This window comes from Halosimplex marinum (assembly GCF_051414075.1).
GTDB lineage: Archaea > Halobacteriota > Halobacteria > Halobacteriales > Haloarculaceae > Halosimplex > Halosimplex marinum.
Genome location: NZ_JBLKNY010000002.1, coordinates 46,697 through 63,693, shown reverse-complemented (window position 1 = coordinate 63,693; position 16,997 = coordinate 46,697). Strand labels below are relative to the sequence as shown.

The 16,997-nt window shown below is 72.3% G+C and carries 18 protein-coding genes; 9 read left to right on the top strand and 9 right to left on the bottom strand.

Going from position 1 to position 16,997, the window contains the following annotated elements; all coding sequences use genetic code 11:
• Positions 1–9 precede the first annotated feature (9 nt).
• The 8 genes from ACMGFI_RS00555 to ACMGFI_RS00520 all read left to right on the top strand — a co-directional run bounded on the left by ACMGFI_RS00555 (position 10) and on the right by ACMGFI_RS00520 (position 8,428).
• Positions 10–681 carry a DUF4129 domain-containing protein gene (locus ACMGFI_RS00555; RefSeq protein ID WP_436906623.1) on the top strand — a complete coding sequence of 224 codons (672 nt, stop codon included), beginning with the start codon at positions 10–12 and terminating at the stop codon, positions 679–681.
• Positions 678–1,307: a DUF7269 family protein gene (locus ACMGFI_RS00550; protein WP_436906622.1), complete on the top strand. Its 630-nt coding sequence runs from the start codon at positions 678–680 to the stop codon at positions 1,305–1,307. Before ACMGFI_RS00555 ends, ACMGFI_RS00550 begins: the two co-directional genes overlap by 4 nt.
• Positions 1,300–2,685 carry a DUF58 domain-containing protein gene (locus ACMGFI_RS00545; protein WP_436906621.1) on the top strand — a complete coding sequence of 462 codons (1,386 nt, stop codon included), beginning with the start codon at positions 1,300–1,302 and terminating at the stop codon, positions 2,683–2,685. Before ACMGFI_RS00550 ends, ACMGFI_RS00545 begins: the two co-directional genes overlap by 8 nt.
• Positions 2,676–3,176, top strand: a complete 501-nt coding sequence (locus ACMGFI_RS00540; protein ID WP_436906620.1) for a DUF7519 family protein — start codon at positions 2,676–2,678, stop codon at positions 3,174–3,176. Before ACMGFI_RS00545 ends, ACMGFI_RS00540 begins: the two co-directional genes overlap by 10 nt.
• A 115-nt stretch (positions 3,177–3,291) precedes the next feature.
• Positions 3,292–4,521 (top strand): digeranylgeranylglycerophospholipid reductase, encoded by a 1,230-nt coding sequence (locus ACMGFI_RS00535; RefSeq protein WP_436906619.1) that lies wholly within the window; start codon positions 3,292–3,294, stop codon positions 4,519–4,521.
• Positions 4,522–4,609: 88 nt separating this feature from the next.
• Positions 4,610–6,649, top strand: a complete 2,040-nt coding sequence (locus tag ACMGFI_RS00530; protein ID WP_436906618.1) for a hypothetical protein — start codon at positions 4,610–4,612, stop codon at positions 6,647–6,649.
• A gap of 57 nt (positions 6,650–6,706) precedes the next feature.
• The gene (locus ACMGFI_RS00525) at positions 6,707–7,546 is read left to right on the top strand and encodes an aldo/keto reductase (protein WP_436906617.1); all 840 of its coding nucleotides are present in this window, start codon (positions 6,707–6,709) and stop codon (positions 7,544–7,546) included.
• 135 nt (positions 7,547–7,681) lie between these two features.
• A complete protein-coding gene (locus ACMGFI_RS00520) occupies positions 7,682–8,428 on the top strand; it encodes a hypothetical protein (protein ID WP_436906616.1) in 747 nt (248 codons plus the stop codon).
• Between the two features lie 46 nt (positions 8,429–8,474).
• Here ACMGFI_RS00520 and ACMGFI_RS00515 read toward each other — a convergent pair whose 3' ends face one another.
• Entirely contained in the window at positions 8,475–9,197 is a 723-nt protein-coding gene (locus tag ACMGFI_RS00515; protein WP_436906615.1) for an acyl-CoA synthetase family protein, read from the bottom strand.
• A 204-nt stretch (positions 9,198–9,401) separates the two neighbouring features.
• Between ACMGFI_RS00515 and ACMGFI_RS00510 the strand changes: the two genes are divergently transcribed.
• Positions 9,402–9,533: a hypothetical protein gene (locus ACMGFI_RS00510; RefSeq protein ID WP_436906614.1), complete on the top strand. Its 132-nt coding sequence runs from the start codon at positions 9,402–9,404 to the stop codon at positions 9,531–9,533.
• Positions 9,534–9,577: 44 nt separating this feature from the next.
• Here ACMGFI_RS00510 and dnaJ read toward each other — a convergent pair whose 3' ends face one another.
• The 8 genes from dnaJ to ACMGFI_RS00470 form a co-directional block, all read right to left on the bottom strand.
• Positions 9,578–10,744, bottom strand: coding sequence for a molecular chaperone DnaJ (gene dnaJ, locus ACMGFI_RS00505; protein WP_436906612.1), 1,167 nt, complete (start codon positions 10,742–10,744; stop codon positions 9,578–9,580).
• Between the two features lie 134 nt (positions 10,745–10,878).
• The gene (locus ACMGFI_RS00500) at positions 10,879–11,490 is read right to left on the bottom strand and encodes a hypothetical protein (protein WP_436906611.1); all 612 of its coding nucleotides are present in this window, start codon (positions 11,488–11,490) and stop codon (positions 10,879–10,881) included.
• Positions 11,491–11,738: 248 nt separating this feature from the next.
• Positions 11,739–12,377 carry a cupin domain-containing protein gene (locus ACMGFI_RS00495; protein ID WP_436906609.1) on the bottom strand — a complete coding sequence of 213 codons (639 nt, stop codon included), beginning with the start codon at positions 12,375–12,377 and terminating at the stop codon, positions 11,739–11,741.
• An 83-nt stretch (positions 12,378–12,460) separates the two neighbouring features.
• The gene (locus tag ACMGFI_RS00490; protein ID WP_436906608.1) at positions 12,461–13,060 is read right to left on the bottom strand and encodes a DUF5789 family protein; all 600 of its coding nucleotides are present in this window, start codon (positions 13,058–13,060) and stop codon (positions 12,461–12,463) included.
• A gap of 96 nt (positions 13,061–13,156) precedes the next feature.
• Complete coding sequence (locus ACMGFI_RS00485; RefSeq protein ID WP_436906607.1) at positions 13,157–13,423, bottom strand: hypothetical protein; 267 nt, start codon at positions 13,421–13,423, stop codon at positions 13,157–13,159.
• 91 nt (positions 13,424–13,514) lie between these two features.
• The gene (locus ACMGFI_RS00480) at positions 13,515–14,423 is read right to left on the bottom strand and encodes an NAD-dependent epimerase/dehydratase family protein (protein ID WP_436906606.1); all 909 of its coding nucleotides are present in this window, start codon (positions 14,421–14,423) and stop codon (positions 13,515–13,517) included.
• Positions 14,424–14,595: 172 nt separating this feature from the next.
• On the bottom strand, positions 14,596–15,720 hold the full coding sequence (locus ACMGFI_RS00475) for a glycosyltransferase family 2 protein (RefSeq protein WP_436906605.1): 1,125 nt from the start codon (positions 15,718–15,720) through the stop codon (positions 14,596–14,598).
• The gene (locus ACMGFI_RS00470; RefSeq protein WP_436906604.1) at positions 15,717–16,874 is read right to left on the bottom strand and encodes a glycosyltransferase family 2 protein; all 1,158 of its coding nucleotides are present in this window, start codon (positions 16,872–16,874) and stop codon (positions 15,717–15,719) included. The genes ACMGFI_RS00475 and ACMGFI_RS00470 overlap by 4 nt, the downstream gene beginning before the upstream one ends.
• Between the last annotated feature and the right edge of the window lie 123 nt (positions 16,875–16,997).

Sequence of the window (16,997 nt, the reverse complement as noted above, 5' to 3'; positions counted from 1 at the left end):
CTCCCGTCCGTGAGACGACCCGCGACCGCCCTGGTCGCCCTCCTCGCGCTGGTCGCGCTCGTGACGGCCGCGGGGTCGCTCGGCGGGACCGACCAGCCGACGCTGTACTCCGGGACGACGCCGACCGAGCCGATGCCGACCGGACCGCCCCCCGCCGCGCCCGGGAACGGGACCGACGCGACCGACTCGCGGCAGGTCGCCGGCGGGACGACCGCGGTCCCGCCGGACGAGAGCGGCGGCGACGGCGGCGTGTCGACGCTGCTCGTCGCGGGCCTCGTCGGCGGGCTGCTCGTCGCCGCCGCCCTCGCCGTCCTGCTGACCGGCGACGACACCCGCGCGCCGCCGCGCGAGGAGGACGGGGAGGGCGACGGACCCGCCGGACCCCCGACGCCGACGGTCGACCCCGCGTACGACCCGCCGGCGGACAGCGCAGTAGTCCGCGCCTGGCGGCGGCTCCGCGACCGGGCGGGCGCCGACGAGTCGGCCACGCCCGGCGAGACGGCCGCAACCGCCGTCGACCGCGGCTACCCCGACGAGGCCGTCGAGCGCGTGACCCGCGGCTTCGAGGCGGTCCGCTACGGCCGCCGGTCCCCGACCGACGAACAGGAGCGGGGCGCCCGCCGGCTGGCCGACCGGCTGGACGACGCCGACCGCGACGACAACGGGGGTGACGGCGGGTGAGCCGCCGCCGTCGGGCCCTGCTGGCGGTCGGGGTCGCGGCCGTCGCCGCGGGGGTCGTCCTGACCCTCCGCCCCGGGCTCGTCGCGTTCGACTGGGCGACGCTGGTGACGCTGGGGGTCTGGTTCGGGGCGCTCGTCGGGGTCGCGCTCGCCGCGGTCGAGCGGTTCGAGGGCGACGGCGCGCCGGCCGGCGGCCTCCCCAGGGTGGGCGAGCGCCCCGACTACGGCGTGCCGGGCGACGACCTCGCGACGGCCGTCTCGGCGGTGGGCGCCGGCGAGCGCGACGCGGCCGAGCGCGACCGCCTCCGCGAACGTCTGCGCGGCGCCGCCGTCGACGCCCTGGAGCGGTTCGCCGGCGTCACGCCCGACGAGGCCGAGCGCCGGGTCGCCGACGGCTCGTGGACTGACGACCCCGAGGCGGCCGCGCTGTTCGCCGGCGACGACGACTCGGTCCACGAGGGCGTCGAAGCGGACTTCGACTATCGGGCCGAGCGCGCCGCGGCGGCCGTCGCGCGGTTCCGCGACCGGGGCGACGGGCGTGGCAGCGACCGCGACGCCGGTGGCGGCCCGGACGGACGCGGCGAGTCCAGCGGAGCCGGTCGGTCCGGAGGTGTCGCCGATGACTGAGGCGGCGGCCGTGGGTGCGGACCTGGCCCGCGGCGAGGGGCGCCTCGAACGGACCGGCCGCTGGGCGGGGGTCCACGGGCTCGCGCTGGCGGCGACGGCGGTCGCCATCCTCGTCGGGGAGCCGGTCGCCATCCTCGCCGGGCTGGCCGGCGTCGGCTTCGCGGCATACAGCCGGGCCGCCGAGGCGCCCGACCCCGAACTCGCCGTCGAACGCCACGTCAGCGACACCGACCCGGCGCCGGGCGACCGGGTCCGCGTCACGCTCACCGTCGAAAACGAGAGCGGGGCGACGCTCCCTGACCTGCGATTCGCCGACGACGTGCCCGCCGGCCTGGAAGTCGTCGACGGGACCGCCCGGCACACGACCGCGCTCCGACCGGGCAAGCGCGCGTCGATCGCCTACGAGTTCGAGGCGGTCCGCGGGCGCCACGAGTTCGACAGCCTCACCGTCGTGACCCGCGACCTCAGCGGCGCGAGCCGCCGGGTGGCCCGCGAGGCGACCGACCGCTCGACGGTCGTGTGTCGGCCGACCTACGAGGACCGGACGGCGCCGCTGGGCGAGCTGGCGACGCGGCTGACCGGCAGCCAGCCCGTCTCGGCCACCGGCGAGGGGCAGGCGTTCCACTCGCTGCGGGAGTACCGCAACGGTGACCCGCTCGGGAGCATCGACTGGAACCGCTTCGCGAAGGAGGGGGAACTCGCGACGCGGCGGTTCGACCAGCCCCGGACGGTCAAGGTCGTCCTGCTGGTCGACGCGCGGGTCGCGGCGTACGTGACCGCCGGCGACGGCCGCCCAGCCGTCGACGCCTGCGTCCGCGCCGCGGGCGCGCTCGTCGGCGGTCTCGCCGAGGCGGACTGTCACGTCGGTCTCGCCGCGCTGTCGCCCCGGGAGTGCTGGCTCCCGCCCGCCTCCGGCCGGACCCACCGCGAGCGACTGCTCGACACGCTCACCACTCACGACGCCTTCGGCTGGCGGCCGCCCGCGTCGGCGGACGAGACCGACGCGGGACGGGACGGTCCGGCGGACGGGTTCGACCGCTTGCTGACCCAGCTGTCGGGCGACACGCAGGTGGTCGTCTGCTCGCCGCTGGTCGACGACCGTCCGGTCGCGGTCGCGCGGGCGCTCGACGCCCGGGGCCACGACGTGACCGTCGCCAGCCCGGACGTGACCGCCGACGACACCGCGTACCGCCGTCTCGCCGCCACCGAACGGCAGGTGCGACTCGACGAGTGTCGGCGGGCCGGAATCTCGGTCGTGGAGTGGACGGATGGCGACGACCGCGGGACGACACAGGCGCGGAGCGCGACGGACGCGGGCCCCGACCCCGACGCCGGAACGCGGATCGCGACCGACGGGGGTGACCGCCGGTGGCGGTGAGCCGCGGGACCGACCGGCGGCGGCCGCGGGCGAGCCACGCGCTGGCGCTCCTCGCCGCCGTCGCGGCGGTGGCGGCGGTCCGCGGGTCGACGATGGCGACGCTGGTCGGGGTCTCGGGCGCCGTGGCCGTCCTCGCCGGACTCCTGCGCCGGTCGGAGTCGTCGGTCGTCTTCGGCGGCGCGGCGCTGTTCGCCGCGACGGTCCTGGCGGCGACCGGACCCGCGTCCGCGGAGTCGGTCCTGCTCGGCGGGTTCGCCGCGGTGGTCGCGGCGGACCTGGGGACCTTCGGGCTCGGCATCGACCGGGACGCCGACCCGGCGGTGGCGACGACGCGGGTCGAACTGCTCCACGCCGTCGGGAGCGTCGTCGTCGCGGTCCTGACCGCGGGCGTCGGGTACGTCCTCTTCGAGGCGGTCCCCCGCGGCGGCTCGCTCGGCGTCGTCGCGCTGCTGCTGGGCGGCGTCGTGCTGGCCTGGCTGTTGCGGGAGTAGGTCGGAACCGCCGGGGGACGGGACCGTCGGGAGCCGGTCCGCGGCGGGCGAAAACCCATCGCAGGGGGTCGTCCCGTTCAGGAACGTTAATTACGCAGACGCCGGACCAACGTCTATGGGCGACCGCTTTGACGTGGTGATCGCGGGTGCCGGACCCGCCGGAGCGCAGTGCGCGCGCGACCTGGCGGCGAGAGACCACGAGGTGCTCGTGCTGGAGACGGAACCCGAGGCCGAGTTCCCGCGTCAGAGCAACAAGTCGACCGCCGGGACCTTCCCGTCGATGATGGCGTCGTTCAACGTCCCCGACGAGGTGGTGATGAACTTCACCGAGACGGTCGTGCTGGAGTCGCCGAACGACCACTTCGTCCGCGACCAGCCCGGCGCGGTCCTGGAGTTCGCCGACTTCAAGCGCTGGCTCGTCGCGGAGGGACGCGAGAACGGTGCGGAGTATCGCTTCGACTCGCGGGTCTCGAAACCGATCGTCGAGGACGGCGAGCCGGTCGGCGTCCGCTACGACGGGCAGAAAGAGGTGTACGCCGACATCGTGATCGACGCGACGGGGCCGGCGGCGCCGCTGGCGAAGGACCTCGGTGTCACCGACCTCCGGCGCGAGCGCCAGGCCATCGGCGTCGAGTACGAGTTCGAGGGCGTCGAGGCCGACCACCCCGAGTTCGCCGACTGCCGCGACGCGATGATGCTCCGGCTGGACCACGACCTCGCGCCGGGCGGCTACTCCTGGCTGTTCCACACCGGCGAGGACACGGCGAAGGTCGGGCTCTGCTACATCCAGAACGACAGCCACCGCGAGTACGCGAAGGAGGGGATGGGCATCGACGACTACCTGGAGTACTGGCTGGAGAGCGACCCCCGCTTCGAGAACGCGACCCGACTGGACGGCAAGCAACACCGCGGGTCGGCCCACATCCAGAAGCCCGGGCAGATGACCACCGACAGCTTCATCGCCATCGGCGACACCGTCCCGACCATCGACCCGCTGTGGGGCGAGGGCATCCACAAGGGGATGCTCTCGGCGCGGGCGGCGGCGGCCACCGCCGACCGGGCGCTGACCGGCACGGTCGACACCTCCGCCGACGAGATGGCCATCTACAACGATCTGTGGCACAGCGACGTGGCGCCGAAGATGAACACGCGCCTGCTGATGACCGAGCTACTGTATCTCGCGCCCAACGAGCGCTACGACCGGCTGATGGCGGACCTGCGGCGGGCCGACGGCGACACGCTCGCGAAGGTCAACAACGGGAACCGCCTGGCGATGCGGAACCTGGTCCACCTCGACGACATCCCGCTGCTGGCGCGGTTCGCCCGCGAGCGGCTGGGGAGCTGAGCGGGCGGCCGACCCGCGGCCGGCGCGAGCCCGCGGTTACCATAGATGGGCCGACAGGATTTTACCGCTCCCGGTCGCGTCGTCGGGCATGGAACGGGAACCGAGCAGGCGACGATTCATCAGGGGATGCTGTCTCGCGGGCGCGGGGGCGCTCGCGGCGAGCGGAGCCGCCGGCGGAGCGGCGGCGAGCGACCGACAGGAAGCGCCGCCGGCGCGCTGGGACCGCACGTACGAGCGGGGGACGAGCGCGGCGGCGAACGGCCTCGCGCCCGCCGGGGACGGCGGGTACGTCGTCGCGGGGACGACCGAGCCCGGCGACGGCGACAACGTCAGGGAGATCTGGCTCTACAGAGTGAGCGGCGCCGGCCGACTGGAGTGGGAGACGACCGTCGCCGAGCGCGCCGTCACGGAGGGGTTCGACGTGGCGGCCGTCGGCGACGGGTTCGTCGTCGCCGGCCACACCCACGCCGAGGGGTCGAGCGAACAGAGCGCGCTCGCCGTCCGCGTCGACGGCGAGGGGACCGAGCAGTGGCGCCGGACCTTCAACGCCAGGCCGGAGACGACCGACACGATGCGGTCGGTCGACGTCGATTCGGAGGGCCGGTACGTCTTCGCCGGCTGGACGAGCCGGTTCGAGGACGCGTGGATCGCGCGGCTGTCGGGCGAGGGGAGCATCGACTGGACGGAGCGGTACGGCCCCGGCGACCGCAACCAGCTCCACGGGGTCGTCGCGGCCTCGGAGGGCGGGTACGTCGCCGTCGGCGAGACCGACGACACCGACGGGGACACCGCGGGGTGGGCGGTCAAGTTCGACGACGGGGGGACCCAGGTGTTCTCCCGGCAGTTCAAGAAACAGTCCGGCGTGGCCACCAACCCGTACGACGACTACAACGTCCTCTACGACGTGGCCGAGACGCGGAACGGGTTCGTCGGCGTCGGCGCCAACGCCCTCAACCCGCAGACGAACGACCGACGGGGCTGGGCGCTGGAGTTCAACGTCAACGGCGGCAAGCTCTGGGGGACCCGCGTCGAGTCCGACACCTACACCGTGTTACGCAGCGTCGAGTACAGTAACCTGGAGTACTTCGCCGCCGGCGAGACGGCCACGAACGGGTCCGGCGACGACGCCCGGGGGTTCGCGGCCAACCTCGGTATCGACGGCGAGATGAAGTGGAAGGCGACGTACGGCAGCGGGTCCAGCGAGTTCTCGGCGTTCCACCTGACCGACGAGGAGGGGATGGTCTGCGTCGGGAGCACGGCCGAGTCGGCCGGTGGACCCGCCGCCGGCTGGGGCGTGCAGGTCGGCGGCGAGGAGGTCGCCACGCCGACGCCCAGCCCCACGCCGTCCCCGACAGCCACGCCCACGTCGTCCCCGACGTTCACTCCGACGCCGACCGACGAACCGGGCGGCACCGACGGGCCAGGCGGCACCGACGCGACGGGCGGCGACGGGACGGCCACCGCGGCGCCGACGCCGACCGCGACGCCGTCGGACGATCCGGGGACGACCGCGGGCGGCGGCGGCGGGGACGCGACGACGACTGGCGGCGGCGGTGGCGGCGGGCTCTCGCCGGCCGTGGTCGGCGTCGGCGCGGTGATCGTGGCGCTCGGGAGCGCGGGCCTGCTCTACAACCGCTTCCTCGGCGACGAGGGCGAGGCGTCGGGTCCCGACGACACCGGCGGCGGACCGCCCGGGGACACCGGCGGCGGACCGCCCGGCGACGCCGGCGGGGGGCCCCCCGACGACACCGGCGGCGTCGAGACCACCGAACCGGATACCCAGGGAACCGAAGAGGTCCAGAGGGCCCAGACTGTCGTCGAGGGCGCCGACGCGGGCGAAGACGGTCAGATCGACGACACCGACGCGGACGGCGACGACGGCGTCGAGAGCGCGGACGAGGGCGCCGACGCGGACGGCGACGACGGAACCGACGCGGGCGACGGCGGCGTCGACGCGGGCGGTGACGGCGCGGATACCGCCGACGCGGGCGACCCGGGTGAGGAGCCGGACGGCGAGGCCGGCTCTGGAACCGACGGGGGCGAAGAGGCCGGCACGGACGGCGACGACGAAGCCGACGCGGACCAGCCGGACGCGGTCGATACGGACGACGAGGAGTCGGAGGGGTAGTCCCGCGGGGTTTCCGGAGTCGCAACCCCTATTGGTCGCTCGTCCCGAGTGTCGCGTATGTCACAGGACAGTCAGACTCCCGGGAGCGTGCCGCGCGCCGACGGGATGCCGACGTTCGGGATCGGAACCTGGCAGAACGAGAACCCGGAGCAGTGCGCGGAGAGCGTCCGGACGGCCCTGGAGATGGGCTATCGCCACGTCGACACCGCCCAGATCTACGGTAACGAGTCGGCCGTCGGCGACGGCATCGCCGCGGCCGACGTGCCTCGCGAGCAGGTCTTCCTCGCGACGAAGGCGTGGATCGACCACCTCGACCGCGACGGCGTGGTCGAGAGCACGGAGGAGAGCCTCGACAAGCTCGGCGTCGACAGCGTCGACCTGCTGTACGTCCACTGGCCCTCGCGCACCTACGACGCCGCGGAGACGCTGCCCGCCTTCGAGGAACTGGTCGACCGCGGCCTGGTCGACCGCATCGGCGTCTCGAACTTCGAGCCTCACCACCTCGACGAGGCACGCGAGGTGCTCGACGAGCCGATCTTCGCCAACCAGGTCGAGTGTCATCCGCTACTGCCCCAGGCGGAGCTCCGCGAGTACGTCGCGGGGACGGACATCGAACTCGTCGGCTACTCGCCGCTGGCCCGCGGCGCCGTCTTCGACGTGCCCGAACTCTCGGAGATCGCCGAGAAACACGGCGTCAGCGAGGCGCAGGTGTCGCTGGCGTGGCTCCGCGAGAAGGGCGTGACCGCGATCCCGAAGGCCACCAGCGAGGCGCACATCCGCGACAACTGGGAGAGCCTGACGCTCGACCTGGACGAGGAGGACGTGGCGACCATCGACGCCATCGACCGCACCGACCGCCAGGTCCACACCAGCTTCGCCCCCGACGCCTGGGACTGACCGGCGTCCCCGCCTCGGCCGGCGCCCGTCCGATAACGGCCGATCCTATCGTTTAGAGAACCTGTCGATGGCGAACAGCGATCGGCGTCGCCGGGCAACAGAAGAGGTATACAGGGTGGTGCCAAATTCCGGAATATGTCAGTCGGGAACCGGCAGGGGGTCGTCGAAGCGGTCCGCTTCGACCTGAACAAGTTCCACGAGACGTGGATGGAGTTGCTCTACCCGCGCCAGCGCGGGGCCGGCGACACCGTCCTCGGGAAGTGGCAACCGGAGACCACCCGGGAGAAGGTGACGTACAACGCGTGGGCGGCGCTGGGGGCGCTCGTCGTCGCGGTGCTGTACCCGCTGGCCCTGTTCGGCGTCGTCGTCCGCTTCCACGCCCGGAAGATCGACGTGTCGGTGGAGAAACTCGGCGCGGTCGGCGTCATCCTGCTCGCGATCGCCGTCTGGGGCGGCCTCTCGGCGCTGGTCGAGTTCCGGCTGGACTACTCGAACCAGGCGGCGAACGCCATCATCGCCGCCAGCGTCGTCGCCGTCGTCTCGGCGGCGCTGGCCGTGTTCTTCCGGGCGGTCGGCGGGCGGGTCACCACGGTCGTCTTCGCGTACCCGTTCGGGATGACGGCCATCTTCCTGCCGCCGGTCGTCGCCGCGCTCGTCTCCGACGACATGCCCCAGTTCAGCATCGCTTACGCCGACATGATCAAGGACTTCGTCCGGCTCGAAGTGCTCAGACCGATCGGTCTCAAGGACTACTTCGACAAGCGATTCGACATGACCGAGTTCGCCTACGTCCTCATCTGGATCGGGGTCTCGGTCCCGCTCGGGTGGCTGCTCGGCACGACCGTCGCGCTCGCGGACTTCATCCGCCCGAAAGGGGAGTAGGCGTCACCGTTCGTCTTTCCGCTCCCGTTGTCTGTCGACCGCGGACTCAGAGCACGTCTTCCGGGTCCATAACGGTCGATTCCGGCGCGGTCGTCGCCGCGTCGCCGCCCGCGACGGCGACCGTCCCGGTCGAGTCGCGGTCGACGAGCACCGTGGCGCCCGCGGCGACCGGCGCGAGCACGCCCGCGACGACGGTCCCGGGCTCGGTCAGCGGCGCCCGGACGGCCACCTCGTCGTCGGCGTCGAGACCGTACTCGTCGACGACACGCTCGGCGGCCGTCAGCAGTCGCCCGTGGCTGAACTCGCGGTCGTCGGTCGCGAGTGCGGTATCGTCGGGGGCGACCCGGTCCGGCGGGGCGGTCGGGTTCTCGCTCCACATCTCGGCCTCGAAGTGGGCGAACTCGGGGTCGGCGGGCACGTCGCCGTAGACGAAGGTCTTCGTTCCCGGGTCGGGGTCGTAGGCGCCGGCGCGGGCCGCGGGGACGACGAGCGCCTTCGCCGACGGCGACTCGCCGGGGTCGAAACGGGTCGTCGCCCCCAGGAGGCTCGCGCCGAACAGGGCGAGCAGCGGCGGCGGCGACAGGGACTGGCCGGCGTCGACGGCGACGGTCGCGCCGCCGCGGACCCCGTAGTGACGCAGGATGTTGCCCGTCTTCCAGGCGTTCGTGCAGAACTTCCCGTAGCTGTACGACCCGGCCCGGCTGTCGGTCCGCACCGCGATGGCGTCGCCGCGGCGCTCGCGCGCGACCAGGTCCCCGATCACGTCCATGGCGGCGCTTCGGCCGGTGTCGGCAAAAGGAGTCCGACACGGTACTGTGGGAGTATTCGGGGACGGGAGGCCGACCACCCTCGGCGGTGCTCATCCGGGTAGTCCGTACCCTACGGAGACAGTATCGACTTACTTCCGGGTAACAGCGCCGTAGACGGTCGTATCCGGCGTGTACCTTTCCGACCCGGGCGCCGATCGTGTCGTATGGTAACGGATAGCGCTGGGGGGCGGTCACTGGAGGTGTGCCCGGACTGCGAGAGCCCCCTCGTGGAAGACGTGAAACACGGGTACTACTGCGAGAACTGCGGCTGGCGGCACGTCCGCCGGACCGCGTAGGAGGGGGTCGTGTCGTCCCGGCGGGAGACGCCGGCGGGACGCTCTCAGAAACTGTCCTTGATCTTCTCGAAGAAGCCCTGGCCCACGTCGACCTCCTCTCCGCCGGCCTCGGCGAAGGCTTCGAGGGCTTCCTTCTGTTCGCTGTTGAGGTCGTCGGGGGTGACGACCTGGACCTGGACGTAGAGGTCGCCGTCGCCGCGCCGGCGCAGGCGGGGCATCCCCTTGCCGGAGAGGCGGAACGTCTCGCCGCTCTGGGTGCCGGCGGGCACGTCGAGTTCGACGGCGCCGTCGAGCGTCGAGACCTCGATGGTGTCGCCGAAGACGGCCTGCGGGAAGGAGATGGGCTCCTGGTGGTGCAGGTCCGCGCCGTCGCGCTCGAAGTCGGGGTGGTCCCGCACCGACACCTCGATGAGCAGGTCGCCCTTCGGGCCGCCGCGCTCTCCGGGAGCGCCCTCCAGCTCCATGCGGAGGGTCTGTCCGTCCTCGATGCCGGCGGGGACCTCGACGGAGAGAGAGGCGTCCTCGCGGACGACGCCGTCGCCGCGACAGGTCGAACAGGTCTCCTCGTAGACGGTGCCTTCCCCCTCGCAGTGGCGGCAGGTCTGCCGTTGCTGGACGCGGCCCATCGGCGTCTGCTGGGTGGTCGTGGTCTGCCCGCGGCCGTTGCACTCGGGGCACTGCCGGGAGTCGGTGCCCGGCGGGTGACCCTTCCCGTCGCAGTCCGGGCAGGTGTCGGGTCGGGTGACGTTGAGTTCCTTCTCGACGCCGCGGTAGGCGTCTTCGAGGTCGATCTCCAGGGTGGTGCGCAGGTCCCGACCCTGGCGGGGCCGGTTGGAGTCGCCGCGACCCCCGCCCCCGCCGAAGAACGTCTCGAAGATGTCGGACATGTCGCCGAAGGGGCCCTGGCCGCCTCCGCCGCCCATGCCGCCCATGCCCCCCATGCCGCCGGCGCCGGCGCCGCCGTTGTCGGTGGCGCCGTGTTTGTCGGCCTCGACGTAGCGGTCGTGGCCGAGCCGGTCGTACATCTGCCGCTGTTCCTCGTCGGTGAGGACCTCCTTGGCCTTCTTGACCTGCTTGAACTTCTCCTCGGCGTCGGCCTCGTCGCTCACGTCGGGGTGATACTCCCGGGCTTTCTCCCGGTAGGCCTGCTGGATCTCCTCCTCGCTGGCGTCCCGGGAGACCCCCAGCACCTCGTAGAAGTCCTCGCTCATCGCTTGTCGCGGTGTAGACGATTGAGGTACTTCAATAGAACGGGTCTAGATTCGTGGCGGCCGGGCAACGCGACGGCCGCGGCCGCCGGTCCGACCCGGGTGCCGGGCTGTCGCGGCGAGCTATCGGCGGGTGGTCAGCCGGAGTCGGTCGCGGTGCCGGTACCGTTGTCGTCGTCCTCGTCGTCGAGCCACCAGTCCTCGTTGTCCAGCAGGTCGTCCTCCTCGTCCTCACCGACCGCGGTGAAGTTGATCGTCGTGAGCCAGCCGTCGGTGTCGAACAGCGTGAACTCGGGCTGGACGGTGAACACCTCCGGCTGGACCGTGCCGTCGTCGGCGGTGTCGCCCGCGTCGTCGATGACGTAGCCGGCCTCCTCGTCGTACTCGGGGAGTTCGGCCTCCTCGGCGACGAAGATGGTCGCCCGCTCGCCGGTCCCGAGGTAGCGGATCATCCGGGTGTTGTAGTCCGACCAGACGTTGTCGCGGACCTCCTCGACGTTCGGGTTCCACCGGATCACCGGCGACGTGACGACGAAGTCCGATCTCGGGCGCACGCTGTCGGTGAACAGGATCGCCTTCTGGGACTCCGCGGCCTCGGCGTCGTCCCCGTCGTCGTCATCGTCCTGGGCCGCCGCGACGCCCGCGCCGGACGCGGCGGCGGTGCCCGCGGCCGCGAGCGCGCTCTTTTTCATCACTGATCGGCGCGATTCCTCCGGCGTGTCGAACGGCAGGACGGAGTCGTCTGTCATCGTATATCCCCGTGCGTCGGTTGCGGAGCCACGCCGAACAGTCCGGAGCCTGCCATCGAAACGCCCGCGCCGCCGTCGCCGGGCCGCTCACCCGCCGACAACGGGCGGACGGGAGGAGGACATCTGCGCCCGTCGTTCGCGGCCGCGCTGTGGTCGCTACCGCCCGATATTTGCCCCTTCTCGCCGTCCGCCCGCTTGCAAGTTCCGCGGTCGACGGCTCGCCGTTCCGCAGTCGACAGCTCGCCGGTTCAGTCGCGGAACGGCGGCGAGTCGAACGCCGCTCCGCAGCCGTCACACGACGCGACGACCGCACCGTCGCCGTCGAGCGTGAGCGTCAGCGCGTCGCTCCCGCAGTCGGGACACGCCGCGGGGACGCGCTCGGTCCCGCAGTCGGGGCAGCGGAACGCCAGCCGTTCGCCCCCGGCGTCGAGCGCGAAGTCGGCCGCCCCGCAGCCGGGACAGCGGACGGGCACGCGAACGTCGGTGGTCTCCCGCGGCGCGCCGACGGCCAGCGCGACCAGGTCGTCGTCGCCGCGGTTGTACCCCGACTGGTACTCGCCGGGGGCGAACCGGACCGCCTGGCCCGCCGGGACTGTGACCTCGCGGCCGGTCGGCGGGCCGTCCGGACCGCGGGAGCCGGCGCCCGAGTCGTTCGGCCCGTCGGGGTCGCGACCGGGTAGCGTCTCGAACGTCGCGGTCCCGTCGAGGACGACGAACACCTCCTCCTGGTCGGCGTGGGTGTGGAGGCCGCTCGGGAACCCCTCGCCGGGGGGGATCCGGTAGCGGTTGATCGCGACGCCGTCGGTGTCGAGCGGACCGGAGAGGCCGCGGCGGTCGACGCCGTCCGCCGGCCCGTCGGTCGACTCGTCGAACGCGACGCGTTCCATGTCGGCCCCTCGCGGCCGAGCGGGAAATCACTGTGGGCGGTCGCCCGGTCTAACCGCGGCGGACCGGAATGCCTGCCCCCTTCTCACACCCCGAGCCACTCGTCGTTGCGGACCTCGTAGCCGTTCGAGCGGCAGAACTTCGCCGCCCGCCGGCGCACCGCCCGCGAGCCCGGCAGCGATTCGTCCTCCCGGATCCGCTCGACGATCCAGTCGGCCACGACCTCGATCCCCTCGTCGTCGTCGACGGCGTCGATGGCCCTGAGCTCCCGGAACGTCCGCTCGTAGGCCTCGTACTGCGAGCTGCCGAACTCGGCCGACTGGTGTTCGCCGGCGGCCTCGACGACCCGCTTCATCGCCGCGGCGACGGTCGGCCGCTGGACTCGCATCCGCACCGCCTCGGGCGACTCGTAGGTCTCCGTCATCGTCCCGGGGATCAGCTCGCCCAGCTCGTAGTCCCCATCCTCTGACTCGACTTCGTGGTACCCGAACGCCTCGACGACCTCCTGGCCCGTCGCCGGGAACTCCATCGTCTCCAGCTCCGCGTCGAGGTCCCCGAGTTCGCCCTCGTCGACCGGCGGCTCGGTCTCGTCGCCCCGTTCCAGTTCCTCCAGGATCGCCCGCCGCCGCTGTCTGTTCTCCCGGTCGCGGTCCTGCTTCTCTCGGCCCCGTTTGTCGTCCGGCATTCGCGGTGCGTTCGGGCCGGTGCGGGTTAGACCTGTGGCCGGCCACTGCCGGCCCCCGCCACGTCTCAGCCGGTATCGTCCGACCGGGATCGGTCCCTATCGGTCGTCTCCGTCGCCCTCGCCGTCCAGCGGCTCCGAACAGTACCGGCAGACCGACCGTTCCTCCCCGTTGCGGGCGCCGCACGCGGCGCAGTTCGTCATCGCCGCCGGGTCGGTGTCGCTCGGCGCCCCGACCCCGAGCGCCGAGAGCCCGTAGTGTACGCGGTGGCCGACCGTGAGATAGGCCAGCCAGCCTGCCAGCCCGAGCGCACACAGATACGCCGCGAGGACCCCGATATCCGCGACCGTCCCCGGCAGGCTCATACGCGGTCGTTGGTCCCGACCGGGAATCACGTTTTCCCCGACCCGGGGCGGCGCAGTCGACGGACGCCGCGTCGCCTGTCCGGACCGGGCGCTATCGCCGGGCCGAGAGCACCTGTTCGATCCCGGTCTCCCAGTCGACCGTCGGAGACCAGTCACAGAGCGCCGCGGCGCCGGAGGGGTCGCCGACGAGCGTCTCCGGGGTTCGCGAGCAGTCCGCGTCGGACGCGGGGCGGACCTCGCCCGGAGCGTCCGCGACTTCGTAGATCCGCTCGGCCACCGCCCGCACCCGGCGACCGCGACCGCTGCAGACCTCCGCGCGCTCGAAACTCCGCTCCGTGTCGGCCTCCATCGCCGCCCGGAGAAACGCGACCACGTCCGCGACGTGGACGAAATCGCGCACGTGGTCGGGGCAGTTCGGGGCGAAGTCCTCCCCGGCGACGGCCGCGGCGGCTGCGGCGGGGACCAGCCCGTCGGTGGGCGGCTGTGACGGGCCGTAGACGGTGTGGACGACGGGGACGACGCAGTCGATCCCGCTCTGACTCGCGACGGCGCGACAGAGCTGCTCCCCGGCCGCCTTCGACGCGCCGTACACGTCGATCGGGGACGGTTCGTCGCCGACGGCGCCCCGCCGGTAGGCCGAACTCGCGTAGACGACCCGTTCGACGCCGCTCCTCGCGGCGGCGGAGAGCACGTTGTACGTCCCCATCACGTTCGTCTCGACCGTCTCGAACCGGCCCCGCTCGCTCCCGGTGTCGTCCCGGGCCGCCAGGTGGACGACGGTGTCCGGGGCGACCCGCCCGAGGAGGTCGGTCACGGCCGACCGGTCCCTGACGTCCGCCACGTGGGTGCGGACACCGTCCGCGTCCCGGAGCGTCGGCGGCGGTTCGCCGTGCGAGACGACGTGGACCGCCATGTCCGACCCGAGCAACGCCTCGGTCAGCCGCCGACCGATGAATCCGGTTCCGCCGGTGATCACCACCGAGTCGTGTTCTCGGCCCATCACGTTCCAGTGCTCGGCTCTCGGATATATCTCCGTCGGTGGCGCCGCCGCCCGCCGGAGCGGTCCCGCCGGGTCCCGCGCCCGTTCCCACGGTCCGGCGGCGGCCGACTCGCCGCGTCGTCCGCCGCGCTTCCCGGCCGGCCGGCGGCGCGTCCGCGGCGCTCCGAGCGCGCTACGCGACGGCGAGCAGGAGCGTCCCGACGAGCGCGACGCCGACCGCGAACAGGTGGCTGTACTCGTCGCGTATCACGAGCGTCCCTCGCCCCGTGATCGAGTCCGGGTCGGCGTACGGGGTGAACTGGTACAGGGCGGCGTCCGGCCTGCCGGCGGCGAGCGCGCGCCTGAGCCGTCCGGCCCCGTAGGCGTACCCGTACAGTCGGTAGACGAGCGCTTCGGCCGGCGTCTTGCCGCGGAGCACGCTCCCCGATACCGCCACCAGCGTGTGGACCAGGAGATAGATCGGCGCCACGGCAGCCCCGAGTAGCGGACCGGAGAGGGCGCCCGCGGCGAGCGACCCCGCCGCGAGCACGGCACCGAGAGCGAGCGGGCTGTCCAGCCGCGGGACCCGTTTCGAGCCGTGTCGCACCTGGAGGTCGGTTTCACCGAGCCCGTAGGCGTAGAAGCGCCTCGCGTTGCCGGTGACGGAGTTCCACGTCGCCGTCGTGTGCCGGACGAGCGGGTCGGAGACGCCGACCAGGCGCCCGCCGGCCTCCCGCAGTCGCGTCCCCAGGTCGACGTCCTCGCCCCCCGCGCCCGCGGTGAACGAGCTATCGAAGCCGCCGACGGCCGTCAGCTTCTCCCGGTCGAACGCCGCGAGCGTCAGGGCCCCGAACGGGACCGATTCCGCCCGCGCCGGCAGCGTGAACACGGACGTGAACCGCGTGTCCTCACACGCGCGAAACGCCCTCGTCCGGCTTCCGGCGAACTCCGTGACGGGATAGATGCCCGCGAGGTCGTCGTCGTCTCGGCGCCGTATCTCCCCGGCCAGGACGGAGAGCGACTCGGCGTCTATCACGCAGTCGTCGTCGACGAACACTACCCACTCAGCCGAGGCGGCGCGCAGTCCGCGGTTCCGTTTGGCCGCCGCCCCCGGCAGGTCCGGGACGTGGATCTCTCTCGTCGCCTCGCCGGGGTCGTCGAACAGCGGCTCCGCGGAGCTGTTCACCACGACGAGCGAAGCCGACCCCTCGTAGGCGTCGATCGCCTCCCGAACGGACCGACAGCACTTCGCGGCGAGCGCCTCGCGCTGGTGCGTCGCGACGACGACGCAGAACGACGGGTGATACTCGGCCGTCATATCGATCGTTCCACCCCGGCGACGACCGCCGCGAAGAGGACGACGGCGTACGCCAGTGCCATCGCCTTCAGCTGGGGCGTCTCGTCGGGATACACCCACCGCTCCCGTCCGGACGGCGACGACCCCTCGGTTCCCCAGTCGAACGCTTCGAAGCTCCGGAACGCGTTCGTCACGGGACCCGACCGGATCGAACTGACCGTGTCGCCCAGTTCGAACGCGTAGACGTACAACCGGAGGACCGTCAGCTCTCGCGGTGACTTGTCGCAGAGCCGGTCGTAGAAGCGATAGGAGAGGAGTTGCCCCGCCAGCCCGTAACTGGCGACGAACAGGACGCCGGCCGCCGGGGTCACCGCGACCCAGAGCACGAGAGCCGAAACGAGAACCGCGAGCGCGATCGAGGGGAGTTTGTTGAACTGCAGGTATCGCTGGGACCGATGTTTGCGCTTCAGGTCCCCTTCGCCGTACCCGTACGCGTAGAACCGGTTCGCGTTCCCGCGGACGGAGTTCCACGTCGAAGTGGTGTGATAGGCGATCGTGTCCGGGATGCCCCTGAGTCGATAGCCCGCTCGCCGGATCGACGCACCGAGGTCCACGTCCTCGCCGCTCACCTCGAACGACTCGTCGATACCGTCGACCGATTCGAGCGCGGACCGCCTGAAGACCGCGAAGGTGAGCGGTCCCCAGTCCAGTTCCTCCCGCCGGCTCGCGAACCTGAACAGGTTCGTGAAGAAGGTCCCCTCGCAGGCCTCGAACCCGAGTTCGGTGTCGCCGCTGAACTCGGTGACCGGATAGAACCCGCCGACGTCTCCGGACGCGTCCGCGAGGTACTCCCGCAGGATTTCGAAGGTGTCCGGATCGACCGTGCAGTCGTCGTCCATGAAGGCGACCCACTCCGACTCGGCCGACCGCCAGCCGATGTTGCGCTTCTCGGCCGCCGACCGGTCGCGTCGAACGGATATCTCCTCGAAGCGCTCGTCGTCTCCGTCCGTGACCCGTTCGCTCGCGCTGTTGACGACCGTGACCGAAACGTCGCCCTCGTACCCGTCGATCGCTGTTTCCAGCGAGTCGCACGCCGCTCGACAGAGGTCAACTCGGTCGTGAGTCGGGACGACCACCGAAACCGACGGCGCGCTACCCGCTCCGTCCCGATCCATCGTTGGCTGTTCTGAACAACCGAGTTTAATAACAGTTTTGGAAACACATACGATTGAGGGGAAGACGAACCGACGGATCGGGTCGGACCTTCGCGGCGGGACCGAGACGGAGCGACCCGTCGG

Coding starts and splice junctions, on each gene's coding strand:
- ACMGFI_RS00470 (WP_436906604.1), bottom strand. CDS start 16,874: ATGGATCGGGACGGAGCGGGTAGCGCGCCGTCGGTTTCGGTGGTCGTC.
- ACMGFI_RS00545 (WP_436906621.1), top strand. CDS start 1,300: ATGACTGAGGCGGCGGCCGTGGGTGCGGACCTGGCCCGCGGCGAGGGG.
- ACMGFI_RS00535 (WP_436906619.1), top strand. CDS start 3,292: ATGGGCGACCGCTTTGACGTGGTGATCGCGGGTGCCGGACCCGCCGGA.
- ACMGFI_RS00525 (WP_436906617.1), top strand. CDS start 6,707: ATGTCACAGGACAGTCAGACTCCCGGGAGCGTGCCGCGCGCCGACGGG.
- ACMGFI_RS00485 (WP_436906607.1), bottom strand. CDS start 13,423: ATGAGCCTGCCGGGGACGGTCGCGGATATCGGGGTCCTCGCGGCGTAT.
- ACMGFI_RS00510 (WP_436906614.1), top strand. CDS start 9,402: ATGGTAACGGATAGCGCTGGGGGGCGGTCACTGGAGGTGTGCCCGGAC.
- ACMGFI_RS00480 (WP_436906606.1), bottom strand. CDS start 14,423: ATGGGCCGAGAACACGACTCGGTGGTGATCACCGGCGGAACCGGATTC.
- ACMGFI_RS00520 (WP_436906616.1), top strand. CDS start 7,682: ATGTCAGTCGGGAACCGGCAGGGGGTCGTCGAAGCGGTCCGCTTCGAC.
- ACMGFI_RS00500 (WP_436906611.1), bottom strand. CDS start 11,490: ATGACAGACGACTCCGTCCTGCCGTTCGACACGCCGGAGGAATCGCGC.
- ACMGFI_RS00530 (WP_436906618.1), top strand. CDS start 4,610: ATGGAACGGGAACCGAGCAGGCGACGATTCATCAGGGGATGCTGTCTC.
- ACMGFI_RS00490 (WP_436906608.1), bottom strand. CDS start 13,060: ATGCCGGACGACAAACGGGGCCGAGAGAAGCAGGACCGCGACCGGGAG.
- ACMGFI_RS00475 (WP_436906605.1), bottom strand. CDS start 15,720: ATGACGGCCGAGTATCACCCGTCGTTCTGCGTCGTCGTCGCGACGCAC.
- ACMGFI_RS00495 (WP_436906609.1), bottom strand. CDS start 12,377: ATGGAACGCGTCGCGTTCGACGAGTCGACCGACGGGCCGGCGGACGGC.
- dnaJ (WP_436906612.1), bottom strand. CDS start 10,744: ATGAGCGAGGACTTCTACGAGGTGCTGGGGGTCTCCCGGGACGCCAGC.
- ACMGFI_RS00515 (WP_436906615.1), bottom strand. CDS start 9,197: ATGGACGTGATCGGGGACCTGGTCGCGCGCGAGCGCCGCGGCGACGCC.